Genomic DNA, 15,481 nt, shown 5'->3' on the forward strand with positions numbered 1-15,481 from the left:
CCCATGCGTTTCAAGGATAAGGTTGTCATCGTCACCGGGGCTGCCGGTGGCATTGGAGGAGCGATCAGCGCCCGCTTTGCAGCCGAAGGCGCGCGTGTTGTCGTCACGGACATGAACGGCGAAGGGGCCGAGGCTACGGCCGCGCAGATAACGGCCGCGGGCGGCAGAGCGCGTGCCTTCGCCAGTGATATATCCACTGCCGAAGGCTGCCGGGCGATCATCGACGATGTCGTCGCCACGGAGGGAAGCATTGACGTGCTCTGCAACAATGCTGGGATCAACCGGCGCGGCAACCTGCTCTCGTTGATGCCGGATGACTGGCGGTTGAGCTTCGCTGTCAATGTCGATGCGATGTTCCATCTCTGCCAGGCGGCGCTGCCGCCCATGATCGCGGCCGGCGGCGGGGCCATCGTCAACACCGCCTCGCAATGGGGCCTTCACCCGGCGCCGAACCACATCGCCTGCAATGTCACCAAGGCGGCGGTGGCGAGCTTCACGCAGAACCTTGCCCGCGACTACGCGCCGGACAAGATCCGCGTCAACGCCGTCTGCCCCGGCGAGATCCACACGCCGATGCTGGAAGCCGGGGTGAAGCGCTCGGGGCGTACCATCGCCGACCTCAACAGGCTGGTGCCCTTCGGCCGCATCGGCAGGCCGGAGGAGGTCGCCGCGCTGGTCGCCTTCCTCGCCTCCGACGAGGCGGCCTTCATGTGCGGTTCGCTGGTCGAGATTACAGGGGCGCAGGCGGCTTCCCGATAAGGAACTCTCACACCTTTCTGAATCAGAAAAGTCGAAAACCACCTTCAAGAAGCAGGTCTGCGGTTCACTTCCGCTCAAAAGCCTTTGTGAACGATCGTCGATATCAAGCGCTTCCACGTCGAATGAGTTCGCCCGAGAGCATTCGCGTTATGCCATCGTCGGTGGGCTTGATGCTTGGGTCATCGATCAAGCTCAACGCTTCTTGAACCATACGTTCCACGGGTTGCCGAATTGTGGTGAGCCTGTAAGCGTTCCACGATGCCATGGGAATATCGTCGAAGCCGACGACTGCAAGATCTTCCGGAACACGAATTCCGCGTTCGCGCGCAGCGTCGATAACGGCGAGTGCCATGATGTCGTTGCAGCAAAAGACCGCTTCCGGAGGCTTGGTAGCCGCTAAAAGAGCCTGTCCGGCGAGATAGGCACGACGATACTCGTATTCCCCCGAGGCTTGAGCATGTATGCCGATACCGGCTTCACTTAGAACGTCGCGGAAGCCGCGCGCCCGCTCGGCATGGGTCGACGTGTTGGCGATACCGCCGAGGAAAGCGATCTTTCGATGTCCTTGTACCATCAGGAACCTGCCAACGTCCCGCCCACCCTGGTAGTTGTCGCAGGCGACCGCGTTGGTGCGAATATCGCGTTGCACCCGATTGAGGAGGATGACCTTGATCTGATGCTGCCGGCACGCGCGCGCCATCTTCGACGTAAGTTGCGCGGACGTTATGATGATCCCGGACGGCCTTGAGGCCAGGATCTGCTCAGTCGCGGCGTCGACATCGGTATGAGCGGGAAGGGTGTACACCAGCAACTGCCGTTCGCTTTCCTGCAGTCGCTGCGCCAATGCGTCCAGTACCGTAGGATAAAAAGGGTTTAGGAGATCACCGGCCACAAGAGTGATCGTTCGAGATGCGATGACCTTGGCCGTCCGCCGTGCCGGGCTGATATAACCGATTTCTTCTGCGCACGCGAATATTCGCGTGCGCTTTTCCGCCTGGATCGACGCGCCCGGCGTGAATGCGCGCGAAACCGCGGCGACGGAAACGCCTGCGGCATGGGCAACCTGTTTTGCTGTCGGCTTCATGGCGAATGATTGAAACTTTTTCACACTATCGATGAAAACTTGCGCCCGGGAATTAGCATCATATCCTCCGCCGCGAAAGGGAGATCACCGATGGCTATTACCTACCTCAAGAGTGGCAAATCCGAATCCGAACGTTCGGAGGACGATACGAAGGTCAGGACTATTGTCGCCGACATCCTGAGAGATATTGAAACGCGCGGCGATGCCGCCGTGCGCGAGTTGTCAGTGAAATTCGACAATTACGCTCCCCCGTCCTTCCGGCTCTCGGCTAGCGAAATCGAAGCGCTGATGAACAAGGTGTCGGCGCGCGATATGGAGGATATCAAGTTCGCGCAGGCGCAGGTGCGCAACTTCGCGCAGGCTCAACGGGACTCGATGCTCGACATCGAGGTCGAGACGTTGCCCGGCGTTATCCTTGGCCACCGCAATATCCCGGTCCAGTCCGTCGGCTGCTACATTCCGGGAGGGAAATTCCCCATGGTGGCGTCCGCCCATATGTCGGTCGCCACGGCGTCGGTCGCGGGTGTGCCCCGCATTGCGGCGGCGACGCCCGCCTTCAAGGGCGAACCCAATCCTGCGGTCATCGCCGCGATGCATCTCGGCGGCGCTCATGAAATCTATGTTCTCGGCGGCGTCCAGGCGATCGGCGCCTTGGCGTTGGGCACGGAAACGATCAAGCCCGTTCATATGCTCGTGGGGCCTGGCAATGCGTTCGTCGCCGAAGCCAAGAGGCAGCTCTACGGCCGGGTGGGGATCGATCTCTTCGCCGGACCGACGGAGACGATGGTGATCGCCGACGAAACCGTCGATGCGGAGCTTTGCGCGACCGACCTTCTCGGCCAGGCAGAGCACGGCTACAATTCCCCCGCCGTTCTCGTCACGAACTCGCGCAAGCTCGCGGATGCGACGCTTTCCGAAATCGACCGGCTTCTCGCAATCCTGCCGACAGCCGACACGGCATCGCGTAGCTGGAGCGACTATGGCGAGATTATCGTCTGCGACAGTTACGAGGAGATGCTCGATGTCGCCAACGATATCGCGTCCGAGCATGTGCAGGTCATGACCGACCGGGACGACTGGTTCCTTGCCAATATGCATTCCTACGGCGCGCTGTTCCTCGGTCCCAAGACCAATGTGGCGAATGGCGACAAGGTCATCGGCACCAACCATACGCTCCCCACCAAGAAGGCGGGCCGTTATACGGGTGGATTATGGGTCGGCAAGTATCTCAAGACGCATTCCTACCAGAAGGTCCTAACCGATGAGGCGGCCGCCCGGATCGGGGAATATTGCTCACGTCTCTGCATCCTGGAAGGTTTCGTCGGGCATGCCGAGCAGGCCAATGTTCGTGTCCGGCGCTACGGTGGAAGGAATGTGGCCTATGGGGCGGCGGCCGAATAGCCGTCGGCTCCGGGAAACCAGGTGATGTGATGACCCTGAAATTGCCCCGCACGCCGTCCTTCAGACTGGATGGCCGTAACGCGCTTGTTGTCGGAGCATCTTCCGGCATCGGCCAGGCCGCCGCCGTAGCACTCGCGGAGGTCGGTGCACGGGTGACGCTGGCAGCACGTGCGATAGACAAGCTCGAACTCACGGTTGCGTCGATGAATGACCTGGGCCTTGAGGGGATGGCGGTCGCGCTCGATGTCGGTGACGTCGAAGCGATGGAGGCGACGCTAGTGTCGCTTCCTGTCTTCGACATTCTCGTCAACAGCGCCGGTCTTGCACGGCATGGGCCGGCACTGGAGACGACCCCCGCCGATTTCGACGCCGTCGCGTCGATCAATCTTCGGGGGGCCTATTTTCTGACGCGCGCCATTGCCAGACGTTTGATCGAGGCGGAGCGACCGGGATCGTTGATCAACATTTCTTCCCAGATGGCCCATGTCGGCGGCATCGACCGGGCCGTTTACAGCGCCACGAAACACGCTATCGAGGGCTTTACGAAGTCCATGGCGATAGAGTGGGGCTGTTGCGGCATCCGGGTGAATACCATCTGCCCGACATTCATCAAGACGCCGTTGGCCGAGCAGACATTTTCCAATCCCGAGCGGGTCCGATGGATCGAGGAGAAGATCAAGCTTGGCCGTATCGGCGAGCTGGAGGACATCATGGGACCGGTAACCTTTCTCGCCTCGGACGCCTCGGCGATGATCACCGGAACCGCCTTGATGGTCGATGGCGGCTGGACGGCCGGCTGATGCAGTCTTCGCCGGTCGTGTGAACGTCACGGGACCTGGGCTAAAGGATTGCCCAATTCCGCTCCTGATAGTCCCGCAGGATGCCTTCGACCTTCCGCGCGCAGTCGCGCAAGGAAGGAAGGATTTTGGTTTCCAGCTCTTCCGGCGACATGCGGTCGCGGTGCGAGGCAACGCTCATGGCGGCTACGACGCGGCCCGCCCGTTCTCGCAGGGGGACCGCGATCGAGATCGTACCATTTTCCATTTCGTCGATGGCGGTGGCGAAATCGGACCGTCGCGCCTCACTCAAGTGCGCTTTCAGGATCTCGACCTCGGTTATCGAGGCTGGTCCCTGCTTCCGCAGGACAACAGTGGCCAGCCGGTTGTCCAGTTCGCTCACCGGCAGAGAGGCCAGCAGCATTTTGCCGCTCGCCGAGCAATGCGCCGGAAGGCGGTCGCCGACCCCAAGCCGTGACGTATAGATGCGCCGCGTCGCATCGCGACTGACGAACAGAATGTCGAGGCCTTCGAGGACGGAGATCGAGCAGGGCTCGTTGAGCTGGTCAGCCAGTGCAATGACGACGGTCGAAGCAGCGCTCCAGATATTGGTACGTCGCAGGACCCCGCGACCGAGTGACAGCACTTTCGGCGTCGACGCATAAAGGCCGCGCTCCTCCTTGACGTAGCCGAGGCTTTCCAACGTCAGGAGAATCCGTCGTGCCGCCGCGCGGCTCACATCCATGGCCCGGGCGACCTCCGTGCAGGTCGCGGGAGCATCGGCCTCCGCCAGCTTTTCAAGACAGGAAAGACCCCGGGCGAGGGTCTGGGCGAAGTCGCGTTTCTGAATGTCTGTGTCCATGGCGACTAGTCATCTCACGGCATTGAAAACCTGTCAATGTGCGATTATCGCGCAAGTGCGCGATATGTTGACAATGGGTTTTGAATGTGAAATACCCCTGATGCTCACCTCTGAGGAAGAAATGACGGGGTGGGCAAATGTGAGGAAACTGTTCAGGTGGCCAAAATGCGCAGCAGGCTGAGAAGCCCGCGCCGATCGTACGCCGAATGGTCTGAATGCCCGAAGGAGGAATAGATGGGTTCGGTTCGGCTAACGCTTGCTCAGGCAATCGTCCGGTTTTTGGTCGCACAGAAGATCGAGGACGAAGGCGAAATCCTCCCGCTGTTCACGGGCGTCCACGCGATTTTCGGCCATGGCAACGTGACCTGCCTCGGCTCCGCGCTCGAGCAGGTTCAGGACGTGTTGCCGACCTATCGCGGCCAGAATGAGCAGTCGATGGCTCTGGCAGCGGTCGCCTATGCCCGCGCTCGTCGGCGCAAGCAGATCCATGTCTGCTCCGCCTCGGTCGGGCCGGGCTCCTCCAACATGGTCACGGCCGCCGGCGTTGCGATGTCCGACCGTCTTCCGGTCCTGTTCCTGTGCGGTGACAACTTCGCTTCGCGGCTGCCCGATCCGGTCCTGCAGCAGGTGGAACACTTCCACGATATGTCGCTGACGACGAACGATGCCTTCAAAGCCGTCTCGTCCTATTTCGATCGCATCACCCGGCCCGAGCAGATTCTTACCTCCTTGCCGCAGGCCGTCGCCTTGATGCTCGACCCCGCTGCCTGCGGTCCGGCGACGATCTCGCTTGCCCAGGATGTGCAGGGCGAAGCCTTCGACTATCCAGAATCCTTCTTTGCCGAGCGTGTTCATCGCATTCCGCGCTATCCGGCGGCCGACTACCAGATCGAGGCGGCTGTGGAACTGATCCGCGCCGCGAGGCGTCCGTTGATCATCGCGGGTGGTGGTGTGCACTATTCCGGCGCGACATCCGAGCTTGCCGATTTCAGCGATCGCTTCGGCATTCCGGTCGCGGAAACCATCATGGGGCGGTCGGCACTGCTCCATGAGCATCGTCTCAATCTCGCTTCGATCGGCGTCATGGGCGGCAATGCCGGCAACAATATCGGCGAGAAGGCCGACCTGGTGATCGCGATCGGCACTCGCATGGCCGACATGATCACGGGCTCGTGGAGCGTCTTCCGCGATCCGGATGTCAAATTCCTTTCGCTCAACGCAAACCGCTTCGACGCGAACAAGCACATGGCGCAGCCGGTCGTCGGGGATGCAAAGCTGTCGCTGGCTGCAATCGCTGGCAAGCTCGGCGATTGGCGTGCTCCGGCGGCTTGGGGCGAAGAAACCGTGAAGGAAAAGGCGGCTTGGGATGCGGTCATCGAAAGCCGAAGCGGCCCGACGAACCAGGAACTCCCGAACTATCCGCAGGTGATCGGTGCGGTCCAGCGCAGCGCCAAGGCGGATGACGTGATCGTGTCCGCCGCCGGCGGCTTGCCGGGCGAACTCTATTGCACATGGAAGTCGATCGGCATTGGGACATTCGAATCCGAATACGGCTTCTCGTGCATGGGCTACGAAATCGCCGGGGCCTACGGCCAGAAGATCGCTAATCCCACGCGTGAGATCATCGCGATGCTGGGCGACGGCTCCTACATGATGCTCAACTCCGACATTTACTCGTCGGTCCTGACCGACAACAAGATCATCTGCATCGTCTGCGACAATGGCGGCTTTGCGGTCATCAACCGGTTGCAGACCGGCAAGGGCGGCGCCGAGTTCAACAATCTGCTCGCCTCGTCGAAGCATGTCGGAGACGTGCCGCGGATCGATTTCGCGATGCATGCGCGGTCGATGGGGGCGGAATCCGAGAATGTCACGTCGATAGCCGAGCTCGAGGCCGCGCTTACCCGCGCCCGGGCGAGCGACCGAACCTATGTCATCGCCCTTCGCACGCATCCCTATGAATGGATGGATGGCGGTTCGTGGTGGGATGTCGGGATGCCCGAAGTGACGGATCGTGCCTCGATTGCCGCGGCCCGCGACGCTCAAGAAGGACAGCGCAAGCATCAGCGCAAAGGGGTCTGAACATGCCGGGTCCCGCGACACGGCGCATCCTGTTGACGGGCTCGACGGGAAATCTTGGGCACAAGGCGACCGTCGCGCTCAACGCGACCGAGGGCATCGAACTCACTCGTATCGGGCGCAACGGCGGGAACGATCCGGGAGTCATTACCGCGAACCTTGAGGTCTTTGACAATAGCTGGGCGACGCATTTCGGTGGGATCGACACCGTGCTTCACCTCGCGGCCGATCCGCGTGCGGCCGGCGATTGGGATAGCGTCATGCAGCTCAATGTCGATCTCGCGCTGAATGTCATCCGGGCGGCGCGCAGCGGAGGCGTGAAACGGTTTGTCTTTGCCAGCTCGAATTGGGTTCTCAGCGGGTATCGCTTCCGCAGTGAAGAATTGACGGCTGGCTTGCAGCCTCGGCCGGTCAATCCCTACGGCGCGTCAAAGCTCTTCATCGAGCGCTATGGCCGGATGGTCAGCGAGGAAACAGGCATGGCGTTTCTGTCGCTGCGGATCGGCTACTGCCAGCCCGGAGAAAACAAACCCGGTCCGCACATGGCCTTCGGGCTCTGGGGCCAGCAGATGTGGCTCGGCAACGATGATTGGGCTCAGGCCGTCGTCAAATCCGCGACCGTCGATTTTACCGGCTTCCACGCGATCAATGTGGTCTCCCGCAATGATGGCATGCGCTGGAACCTGGAAGAGGCTCACCGGGCGATCGGCTATGCGCCCTTCGAGCGTCATCGACCACACATGACTCTAACGGGCCGTCTGAAAGATCGGGCCGCCCGGATTCGCGAGAAGCTGATGCCATTGGGTGTCGCAGTGCCAGTCGTTGGAAAGCGCTGGTGAGGGAGGGAACATTGAAGAAAATCGTCGTGATACAGCCGCTTCGAGCCGAAGCGCTCGCCCTTTTCGACCAGCGCAGTGACGTGTCGTATGAAGTCGTGACGGATTTCTCGAAAGACAACTTGCTGAGGCATGTTGTCGACGCCGATGCGATCACGGTGCGCGATGCACCGCTACCGGAGGAGGTCCTTGCCGCGGCATCGAAGGTCAAGGTCGTGTCCCGGCACGGCGTCGGCTACGACAACATCCCCATCGATTACTGCACGTCGCGTGGCATTCCGGTGACGGTCGTCGGCGATGTGAACGCGATCTCCGTTGCCGAGCAGACCATGTTCCTCATGCTGGCAGCCGCGAGGGCAGGGGTTCAGTTGGATGCCGCGGTTCGTAATGGCGACTTCGCAGCTCGTTCCCGGCTGCTCGGTGTCGAGCTTCGCGGCCGCACGCTTCTTCTGGTCGGTTTCGGCCGGATCGGACGCGAGGTCGCGAAACGGGCAGCGAGCTTCGGAATGGACATCCTGGTCCGCGACCCCTTCGCGTCGCGCACGGCGTTTGCCGGCGCATCCTTCGTCGATACGCTCGAGGAGGGGCTTGCCGCGGCGGATGTCGTCAGCCTCCACATTCCGCTCTCGGAGGCCACGCGAAACCTCATCGACGCGGAGGCGCTGAGAACGCTCAAGCGAGGCGCCATTGTCATCAACACGGCCCGGGGCGGCATCGTCGACGAAGCGGCACTCGTGGACGCGCTGAAGAGCGGTCACGTCCGCTCCGCAGGGCTCGATACCTTCGCCGTCGAGCCTCTTCCGTCCGGCGATCCGCTGATTTCGGAGGGACGTGTTGTCCTGAGCCCGCATTCGGCGGCGCTCACGGAGGAATCCCTTGTCGCCATGGGCGTCATGACCGCGCGCAACGCGCTGGCCGGTCTCGATGGCAACCTCGATCCGGCGCTGGTCGTCAATCGCGCAGTCCTGAAGGTGGCCGCCGATGCGCAATAACAATATCCGCGATGTCTGGGCAAAAGGCGAGGCTGTCGTATCTGCATGGCTGTCGATCGGAAACGCCTACACGGCGGAGATTGCCGGCTGGTCGGGCTATGACTGCGTGCTGGTCGATCTGCAACACGGGATGACCGACGTACAGACGATGATCGCAATGCTGCAGGCGATTTCGGCAACGCCCGCGACGCCGATCGTCCGTGTTCCGTCGTGCGATCCGGCAGCCATCATGAAAGCACTGGATGCAGGCGCTTTCGGGATCATCTGCCCAATGATCAACAACGCCCGGGAAGCCGAAGCCTTCGTTGCCGCAACGCGATATCCGCCGCTTGGGAACCGCAGCTTCGGCCCCGCGCGCGGCCTACTCTACGGCGGCGCCGACTATTTCGCCCATGCCGATGCCTCGATCGTCCGCCTGGGCATGATCGAGACGCGCGAGGGGCTGGAGGCGCTCGACGAGATCCTCGCGATCGACGGGCTTGATGGAATCTTCGTCGGTCCGAACGATCTCGGCCTGGCGATGGGGAAGGGTACGCTTGGCGACCCGACCGATGAGGCCGTGCGCGAAGCGATCCTTCGCTGCCTGTCCGCTGCCAGGGCGCACGGAAAGCATGCCGGCATCTTCTGCCCGTCGAGCGCGGTCGCGGCGCGGCGCAGCGGCGAGGGCTTCGATTTCGTCGTGCCGAACAGCGACGCAAATCTTCTGAAATCGGCTCTGATTGCGGAAGCGACCGGAGCCCGTGTGAGTGACCGCAAATAGGTGCGGAGCAACCGATGATGCGGGAGCGTCATCTTTAGAGGAGGAGAATGGAATGAAGAATTTCCTGAAAATTGCAGTTCTCGCGGGCGCAACACTCGTCGGCGCCGTCACGAGCGGCTTTGCGGAAGAGCGCCTCATCATGATCAGCCACGGGCTCGCCAACGATCCCTACTGGAACATCGTGAAGAACGGCGGCGATACGGCGGCCAAGCAGATGGGCGTGAAGTTCGACTATATCGCGCCGGAGACGTTCGATATGGTCCGCATGTCCGAACTCATCACCTCCGCCGTCAACCAGAAGCCGGACGGCATCATCGTCACGATCCCGGATGCGGATGCCCTCAAGGACGCGATCAAGAGCGCGGTCGCCTCGGGCATCCCGGTCATCTCCGTCAATTCCGGTGCGACGGTTGCCAAGGAATTCGGCACGCTCATCCATATCGGTCAGGACGAATATCCGGCCGGCAAGCGCGTGGGCGAGCGGCTGAAGGAACTCGGCGCCAAGAAGGCGATCTGCATCAATCACGAGGTCGGCAACACCGCTCTTGATGACCGTTGCCGCGGCGTGACCGACGGCTTCGGCGGCGCGGTCACGATCCTGCCGACGTCCAACGACTTCCAGGAAGTGAAGTCCAAGGTGACCGCGGCGCTGTCGAGCGACGCGGAGATCGATACCGTCGTCGGCCTCAGCGCCGGCCAGGCCGGTGAGCCTGCGGTCGCCGCTGTTCAGGACCTCGGACGGACCGACGTGAAGGTAGTCTCCTTCGATCTGTCGCCGGGCTTCCTCCAGGCCATCATCGACGGCAAGGCGGAGTTCGCCGTGGAGCATCAGCCCTATTTCCACGGCTATCTCAGCACCGTCCTGCTGACGAACTACATCCGCAACGGTCTGATGCCGACCAACGACTTGATCGAGAGCGGACCGAAGTTCATCACCGCGAAGGAAGCGCCGCAGGTCCTGGAGCTTTCCGAGAAGGCCATCCGATAGCAGAAATCGAGGCATGGATAGCGTGCAGCTATCCATGCCCGATCGGGAGATAGTGACATGGTAGACGTATCCAAGGCGCCCGAAGGCGGGGCTAAAGACGAGCGATTGATCCGCGTTTCGCTGATGGCATCCCTGATCCGGAAGCCGGAACTTGGTGCCTTGGCCGGCCTGGCCTTCGTGCTTGTGTTCTTCCTCACGACCGCAAGCCCGCAGATGTTCACGCTGGCTGGCGTGATGAACTTCATGGCGCCGGCCGCCCAGCTCGGTATTCTCGCAGTGGCGGCTGCCCTGTTGATGATCGGCGGCGAGTTCGACTTGTCGATCGGCTCGATGATCGCCTTCAGCGGCATGGTTTTCGGCGCGGCCGTCGTGGCCTGGGGCTTGCCGCTCAGCGTTGCGATTCTGCTGACGCTGGCTGTTGCCGCGTTGCTTGGTATAACCAACGCTCAGATCGTGATGCGGACCGGCCTGCCGTCGTTCATCGTGACGCTAGCGTTCCTGTTCATCCTTCGCGGTCTCTCCCTCGTCGGCCTAAAATGGGTGACGGGCGGCGCGACGCAGATGCGAGGAATCAAGGAAGCCGCCGCGGATAGCCCGCTCGTTCCCTTCTTCTCGGGCGATGCGTTCAAGGGCTTTTTCCAGTATCTGGCCGACAACGATCTCATCACGAAGTTCCCCAACGGTAGCCCCGCTGTCCCCGGCGTACCGGTGGAACTCCTGTGGTTCCTGGCCATTGCGCTTGGAGCGACATACCTGCTCGTGCGCACAGGCTTCGGCAACTGGATTTTCGCTGCGGGTGGTGATGCCAATGCCGCTCGCAATTCCGGCGTGCCGGTTGCCCGCGTGAAGACGATCCTGTTCATTCTGACCGCCTGTGCCGCGGCCCTGGTCGCCATCCTGACCGTGCTCGACGCCGGATCGACGGATGCCCGACGCGGCTTCCAGAAGGAATTCGAGGCCATCATCGCCGCGGTTATCGGCGGCTGCCTCCTCACCGGCGGCTACGGTTCGGCAATCGGCGCATTCTTCGGTTCGATCATCTTCGGCATGGTCCTCATCGGTCTCACCTACACGCAGATCGACCAAGACTGGTATCAGGTGTTCCTCGGCGGCATGCTTCTCCTTGCCGTCCTCTTCAACAACATCATCCGCAAGCGCGTAACCGGCGAGCGTTGAGGAGAACGTCCATGCTGAACAGTCAAAACTCTGACAACACGACCCCGTTCATCGAGATCAAGAATCTCGTGAAGCATTTCGGGCCGGTGATCGCACTGAACGGCGTTTCGCTCAGCGTGCACCCGGGAGAGGTCCTCTGCTTGCTGGGCGATAATGGTGCGGGCAAGTCGACCCTGATCAAGACCCTGTCCGGCGTGCACAAGCCGACGTCGGGCGAATTTCTTGTCGACGGCAAGCCTGTGGAATTCGGCAGCCCGCGAGACGCGCTGGATGCCGGCATCGCGACGGTCTATCAGGATCTCGCCATGATCCCGCTGATGTCGGTCAGCCGGAATTTCTTCATGGGCCGGGAGCCCATGAAGCGCATAGGGCCGTTCTCCTGGTTCGACGCAAGGTTCGCCGAGAAGGTCACCCATGACGAAATGATGAAGATCGGCATTGATGTGCGTGATCCCAATCAGGCCGTCGGCACCTTGTCCGGCGGGGAGCGCCAGTGCGTCGCGATCGCCCGGGCGGTCTATTTCGGCGCGAAGGTGCTCATCCTCGATGAGCCGACCTCGGCGCTTGGCGTCGCCCAGACCTCCATGGTCCTTAAATATATCGATGCCGTCCGATCCAAGGGCCTCGGCGTGATCTTCATCACGCACAACGTTCGTCATGCCTATGCGGTCGGGAACCGCTTCACGGTCCTCAATCGCGGCAAAACGCTCGGCATCTTCAAGAAGGACGAAATCGCGATCGACGAGCTGCAAAACCTGATGGCCGGCGGGAAGGAATTGCAGACCCTTTCCGACGAGCTTGGTGGAACAATCTGATACGTCATACGGAGACAAGAAGTGACCGTCATTAAAGTAGGTCTTATCGGCGCGGGCTGGATGGGCCGCGCCCATGCCGCCGCGTTCGAAAATGCCACGCGGATATTTGGAACCGACCCGGCTATCCTGAAGATCGCCGCGGTCGCCGACGTCAACGAAGCGGCGGCGAAGGAATTCGCTGGGCGCTTCGGAGTTGAGCGCCATACAGGGGACTGGCGTAGCATCGTGAATGATCCCGACATCGACGTCATCGACATCACGACGCCCAACGATGTTCATCCTGAGATCGCTCTTGCTGCCATCGCCGCCGGCAAGCATGTCTATTGCGAAAAGCCGATGGCGAATACGGCAGCCGAAGCCTGCCGGATGCATGAGGCCGCCCAAAAGGCCGGCGTCGTGACCGTCGTTGGCTTCAACTACCTGTGCAGTCCCATCCAAGCCTATGCTCGCCAGTTGATCGAGAATGGTGAGCTCGGTGAGATATTCCATTTCCGCGGCACGTTCGACAACGACTATATGGTCGATGAAAGCTTCCCGTTCACCTGGCGGACCGATGCGAAAGCGGCGGGCAAGGCCGGGGCGCTGGGCGACATGGCAAGCCACGTCCTCAGCCTCGCGCACTATCTCGTCGGGGAGGTCACCGAGGTCAGCGGCGCGCGTCAGGTGCTGCACGCCAAACGGCGTGATGCGAAGAGTGTCGAGCGCGCCGTCGAGAATGACGACCTCGCGCACTTCATCTGCCGTTTCAAGAACGGCGCCTCCGGCTATCTCGAGGCAAGCCGTATCGGGACCGGCCGCAAGCTCTACCTCTCCTACGAGATCCAGGGCACCAAGGGCGCCCTCTTCTTCGACCAGGAGCGGATGAACGAACTCAACCTCTATCGCGTGACCGACGATCCCGCGGAGCGCGGATACAAGCGCGTGCTGGTCGCGCCGCAGCATCCCGACTATGCCGCCTTTTTCGGCCTTCAGGGCAATCCGCTTGGCTATAACGACCTGAAGATCATCGAGGCTCGCCGGCTCATCGAATCCGTCGCGGCGGGCAAGAGATGGGTCGCGGATTTCGAATTCGGCTACATCGTCGATCGCGTTGTCGAGGCGGTGCTGGTTTCGGCCGATGAAGGCCGGTGGGTCAAGACCGAGGAGATCGCCTGATGCCCGTTGCCTATCGGCTTGCAAACGCTCCCTGCTCCTGGGGCGTCGATTTCGCCGACCGCCCCGAAAACCCCGCCTGGACGAAGGTTCTCGACGAAGCGGCCGCGGCAGGGTTTTCCGCGATCGACCTCGGGCCGGTCGGCTATTTCCCGACCGATCCGTCCCAGCTCAAGGACGAGCTTGCAAAGCGCAATCTCGTGCTTTCCGCAGGCGGCCTTTTTGATCCGCTGACAGATCCCCGCGCCTTTGAACGTGTCGTCGATAAGACGCGCCGAACCTGCGCCATCCTGAAGGATCTCGGTGCTCCCCGTCTCGTGATCATCGATCGCGTTTCGGACGAGCGTGGAAAATATGCCGGCAGATCGGGCGATGCTCCCCGCCTTTCTGCAGATGAATGGAAGGCGATGATGGGCCGCATTGTCGAGCTCGCGAAGATCGCCGGGAACGACTACGGCGTGAAGTCCTATCTGCATGCTCATGCAGGTTGCTATGTCGAGTATGAGGACGAGCTCGATCGTGCGATGAGCGATCTTCCCGACGATCTTGTCGGCCTTTGCGTCGATACTGGTCACTCCGCCTATGCCGGTATCGACCTGATTGGCCTCATCCGCCGATATGGCAGCCGTATCGGTCACATGCACCTCAAGAACATCGACAAGCAGGTCCACGCGGCCTGCATCGCCGATGGAACTGGTTTCTTCGACGCGATTGCCCGCGGCATCTTCTGCCCACTGGGCAAGGGGGTCGTCGATTTTGTCGCCGTTCGTGATGCTCTGACAGCGATCGATTATCGCGGAATGGCGGTCGTCGAGCAGGACGTCGATCCGACGGGGGATGCATCGCCGTTGAGCAATGCGCGGGAAAGCTTTGACTATCTCGCTTCGATCGGGATGTCCTCCTCGGTAAGGGGATGACGATGGAGGCATCCTGCATTGTCGATTGCAAGAATACCCTTGGCGAAGGCTGCGTCTGGGATCATCGCGACGGGTGCGTCTATTGGACCGATATTGCTGAAAGCAGAATCTATCGGCTAAGCGGGGATGGGACTGTAACCGTTTTCCCGCTTCCGGAGCGTGCCGGTTTCATCCTGCCGCGCAAGCAGCCGGGTTTCGTGGTTGGGCTGGCAACGCGGGTGGCCATCAGCGATGCCGGTTTCAAGTCCTTCGAGACGATCTCCGTCATCGAAGAGGATCTACCCCAGACCCGCGTCAACGATGCCGCCGTTGATCCGTTCGGCGGCGTAGTGTTCGGGACGTTCGACGAGCGAGACCGCAAGCCCGTCGCGGCTCTCTATCGCTGCTCTCAAGAAGGCAAGGTCAGTAAGTTACTGTCCGATGTCACGATCAGCAACGGAATCGCGTTCTCGCCGTCAGGCGACCTCATGTATTTCGCCGATACCGCGGAAGGGACGATCCGGCGGTTCCAGATCGGTACTTCCGGCTGGGGAGACCTCAGCGAAATCAGTCCGCTGGCGGGACTCGACATTGCCGATGGTCGACCTGATGGTGCGGTGGTCGACTCTGAGGGCGCTTACTGGAATGCCCGCGTCTGGGGCGGATGCCTTGTTCGCATCAGTCAGGAAGGTGTCGTGCAGGAAAGGGTTCAGCTTCCGACAAAGGGGCCGACATGCGTGACGTTCGGGGGGAGGGATCGGAAGACCCTTTTTGCGACGACGCTTCGCGTGATGCACACCGCCGAGGAGCTTCGCGCGGCTCCCTTTGCTGGCGGGTTGTTCTCGGTCCAGGTCAAAGTGCCAGGTCCCCCGCAACGTCTTGCTGCAATATAGATCTACGAGGAA

General features: G+C 61.5%; 15 protein-coding genes. 13 read left to right on the forward strand and 2 right to left on the reverse strand.

Annotated features, from left to right (window positions below; all coding sequences use genetic code 11):
- Positions 1-3 precede the first annotated feature (3 nt).
- Entirely contained in the window at positions 4-759 is a 756-nt protein-coding gene (locus DSD28_RS02290; protein ID WP_119254721.1) for an SDR family NAD(P)-dependent oxidoreductase, read from the forward strand.
- Between the two features lie 103 nt (positions 760-862).
- On the opposite strand, the gene DSD28_RS02295 is transcribed toward DSD28_RS02290, so the two are convergent.
- On the reverse strand, positions 863-1,843 hold the full coding sequence (locus tag DSD28_RS02295; RefSeq protein ID WP_119254722.1) for a LacI family DNA-binding transcriptional regulator: 981 nt from the start codon (positions 1,841-1,843) through the stop codon (positions 863-865).
- A 90-nt stretch (positions 1,844-1,933) separates the two neighbouring features.
- On the opposite strand from DSD28_RS02295, the gene hisD reads away from it, so the two are divergent.
- Together hisD and DSD28_RS02305 are read left to right on the forward strand one after the other, a co-directional pair.
- Positions 1,934-3,244, forward strand: a complete 1,311-nt coding sequence (hisD, locus tag DSD28_RS02300) for a histidinol dehydrogenase (protein WP_119254723.1) — start codon at positions 1,934-1,936, stop codon at positions 3,242-3,244.
- 29 nt (positions 3,245-3,273) lie between these two features.
- On the forward strand, positions 3,274-4,044 hold the full coding sequence (locus DSD28_RS02305; RefSeq protein ID WP_162911190.1) for an SDR family NAD(P)-dependent oxidoreductase: 771 nt from the start codon (positions 3,274-3,276) through the stop codon (positions 4,042-4,044).
- Between the two features lie 40 nt (positions 4,045-4,084).
- On the opposite strand, the gene DSD28_RS02310 is transcribed toward DSD28_RS02305, so the two are convergent.
- On the reverse strand, positions 4,085-4,882 hold the full coding sequence (locus DSD28_RS02310; RefSeq protein ID WP_119254725.1) for an IclR family transcriptional regulator domain-containing protein: 798 nt from the start codon (positions 4,880-4,882) through the stop codon (positions 4,085-4,087).
- 234 nt (positions 4,883-5,116) lie between these two features.
- On the opposite strand from DSD28_RS02310, the gene iolD reads away from it, so the two are divergent.
- The 10 genes from iolD to DSD28_RS02360 are packed head-to-tail and all read left to right on the forward strand — an operon-like array spanning position 5,117 to position 15,469.
- Positions 5,117-6,964 (forward strand): 3D-(3,5/4)-trihydroxycyclohexane-1,2-dione acylhydrolase (decyclizing), encoded by a 1,848-nt coding sequence (iolD, locus tag DSD28_RS02315; protein WP_119254726.1) that lies wholly within the window; start codon positions 5,117-5,119, stop codon positions 6,962-6,964.
- Between the two features lie 2 nt (positions 6,965-6,966).
- The gene (locus DSD28_RS02320; protein ID WP_162911191.1) at positions 6,967-7,800 is read left to right on the forward strand and encodes an NAD-dependent epimerase/dehydratase family protein; all 834 of its coding nucleotides are present in this window, start codon (positions 6,967-6,969) and stop codon (positions 7,798-7,800) included.
- An 11-nt stretch (positions 7,801-7,811) separates the two neighbouring features.
- Positions 7,812-8,789: a hydroxyacid dehydrogenase gene (locus tag DSD28_RS02325; protein ID WP_162911192.1), complete on the forward strand. Its 978-nt coding sequence runs from the start codon at positions 7,812-7,814 to the stop codon at positions 8,787-8,789.
- Positions 8,779-9,549: an HpcH/HpaI aldolase family protein gene (locus tag DSD28_RS02330; protein WP_119254729.1), complete on the forward strand. Its 771-nt coding sequence runs from the start codon at positions 8,779-8,781 to the stop codon at positions 9,547-9,549. Before DSD28_RS02325 ends, DSD28_RS02330 begins: the two co-directional genes overlap by 11 nt.
- 52 nt (positions 9,550-9,601) lie before the next feature.
- Positions 9,602-10,537, forward strand: a complete 936-nt coding sequence (locus DSD28_RS02335) for a sugar ABC transporter substrate-binding protein (RefSeq protein ID WP_119254730.1) — start codon at positions 9,602-9,604, stop codon at positions 10,535-10,537.
- A 57-nt stretch (positions 10,538-10,594) separates the two neighbouring features.
- A complete protein-coding gene (locus DSD28_RS02340; protein WP_119254731.1) occupies positions 10,595-11,713 on the forward strand; it encodes an ABC transporter permease in 1,119 nt (372 codons plus the stop codon).
- An 11-nt stretch (positions 11,714-11,724) separates the two neighbouring features.
- Positions 11,725-12,528, forward strand: a complete 804-nt coding sequence (locus tag DSD28_RS02345; protein ID WP_119254732.1) for an ATP-binding cassette domain-containing protein — start codon at positions 11,725-11,727, stop codon at positions 12,526-12,528.
- A gap of 21 nt (positions 12,529-12,549) precedes the next feature.
- Complete coding sequence (locus DSD28_RS02350; RefSeq protein ID WP_162911193.1) at positions 12,550-13,683, forward strand: Gfo/Idh/MocA family protein; 1,134 nt, start codon at positions 12,550-12,552, stop codon at positions 13,681-13,683.
- Positions 13,683-14,597, forward strand: coding sequence for a TIM barrel protein (locus tag DSD28_RS02355; RefSeq protein WP_119254734.1), 915 nt, complete (start codon positions 13,683-13,685; stop codon positions 14,595-14,597). The genes DSD28_RS02350 and DSD28_RS02355 overlap by 1 nt, the downstream gene beginning before the upstream one ends.
- A complete protein-coding gene (locus tag DSD28_RS02360) occupies positions 14,594-15,469 on the forward strand; it encodes an SMP-30/gluconolactonase/LRE family protein (RefSeq protein WP_119254735.1) in 876 nt (291 codons plus the stop codon). The genes DSD28_RS02355 and DSD28_RS02360 overlap by 4 nt, the downstream gene beginning before the upstream one ends.
- The last annotated feature ends 12 nt before the right edge of the window (positions 15,470-15,481 follow it).

Origin of the sequence: Shinella zoogloeoides (genome assembly GCF_003574625.1) — a bacterium.
Taxonomy (GTDB): domain Bacteria; phylum Pseudomonadota; class Alphaproteobacteria; order Rhizobiales; family Rhizobiaceae; genus Shinella; species Shinella zoogloeoides_A.

Excerpts from the sequence above, each read along its gene's own strand:
- DSD28_RS02290 (WP_119254721.1), top strand. The coding sequence starts at position 4 with ATGCGTTTCAAGGATAAGGTTGTCATCGTCACCGGGGCTGCCGGTGGC.
- DSD28_RS02295 (WP_119254722.1), bottom strand. The coding sequence starts at position 1,843 with ATGAAGCCGACAGCAAAACAGGTTGCCCATGCCGCAGGCGTTTCCGTC.
- hisD (WP_119254723.1), top strand. The coding sequence starts at position 1,934 with ATGGCTATTACCTACCTCAAGAGTGGCAAATCCGAATCCGAACGTTCG.
- DSD28_RS02305 (WP_162911190.1), top strand. The coding sequence starts at position 3,274 with ATGACCCTGAAATTGCCCCGCACGCCGTCCTTCAGACTGGATGGCCGT.
- DSD28_RS02310 (WP_119254725.1), bottom strand. The coding sequence starts at position 4,882 with ATGGACACAGACATTCAGAAACGCGACTTCGCCCAGACCCTCGCCCGG.
- iolD (WP_119254726.1), top strand. The coding sequence starts at position 5,117 with ATGGGTTCGGTTCGGCTAACGCTTGCTCAGGCAATCGTCCGGTTTTTG.
- DSD28_RS02320 (WP_162911191.1), top strand. The coding sequence starts at position 6,967 with ATGCCGGGTCCCGCGACACGGCGCATCCTGTTGACGGGCTCGACGGGA.
- DSD28_RS02330 (WP_119254729.1), top strand. The coding sequence starts at position 8,779 with ATGCGCAATAACAATATCCGCGATGTCTGGGCAAAAGGCGAGGCTGTC.
- DSD28_RS02335 (WP_119254730.1), top strand. The coding sequence starts at position 9,602 with ATGAAGAATTTCCTGAAAATTGCAGTTCTCGCGGGCGCAACACTCGTC.
- DSD28_RS02340 (WP_119254731.1), top strand. The coding sequence starts at position 10,595 with ATGGTAGACGTATCCAAGGCGCCCGAAGGCGGGGCTAAAGACGAGCGA.
- DSD28_RS02345 (WP_119254732.1), top strand. The coding sequence starts at position 11,725 with ATGCTGAACAGTCAAAACTCTGACAACACGACCCCGTTCATCGAGATC.
- DSD28_RS02355 (WP_119254734.1), top strand. The coding sequence starts at position 13,683 with ATGCCCGTTGCCTATCGGCTTGCAAACGCTCCCTGCTCCTGGGGCGTC.
- DSD28_RS02360 (WP_119254735.1), top strand. The coding sequence starts at position 14,594 with ATGACGATGGAGGCATCCTGCATTGTCGATTGCAAGAATACCCTTGGC.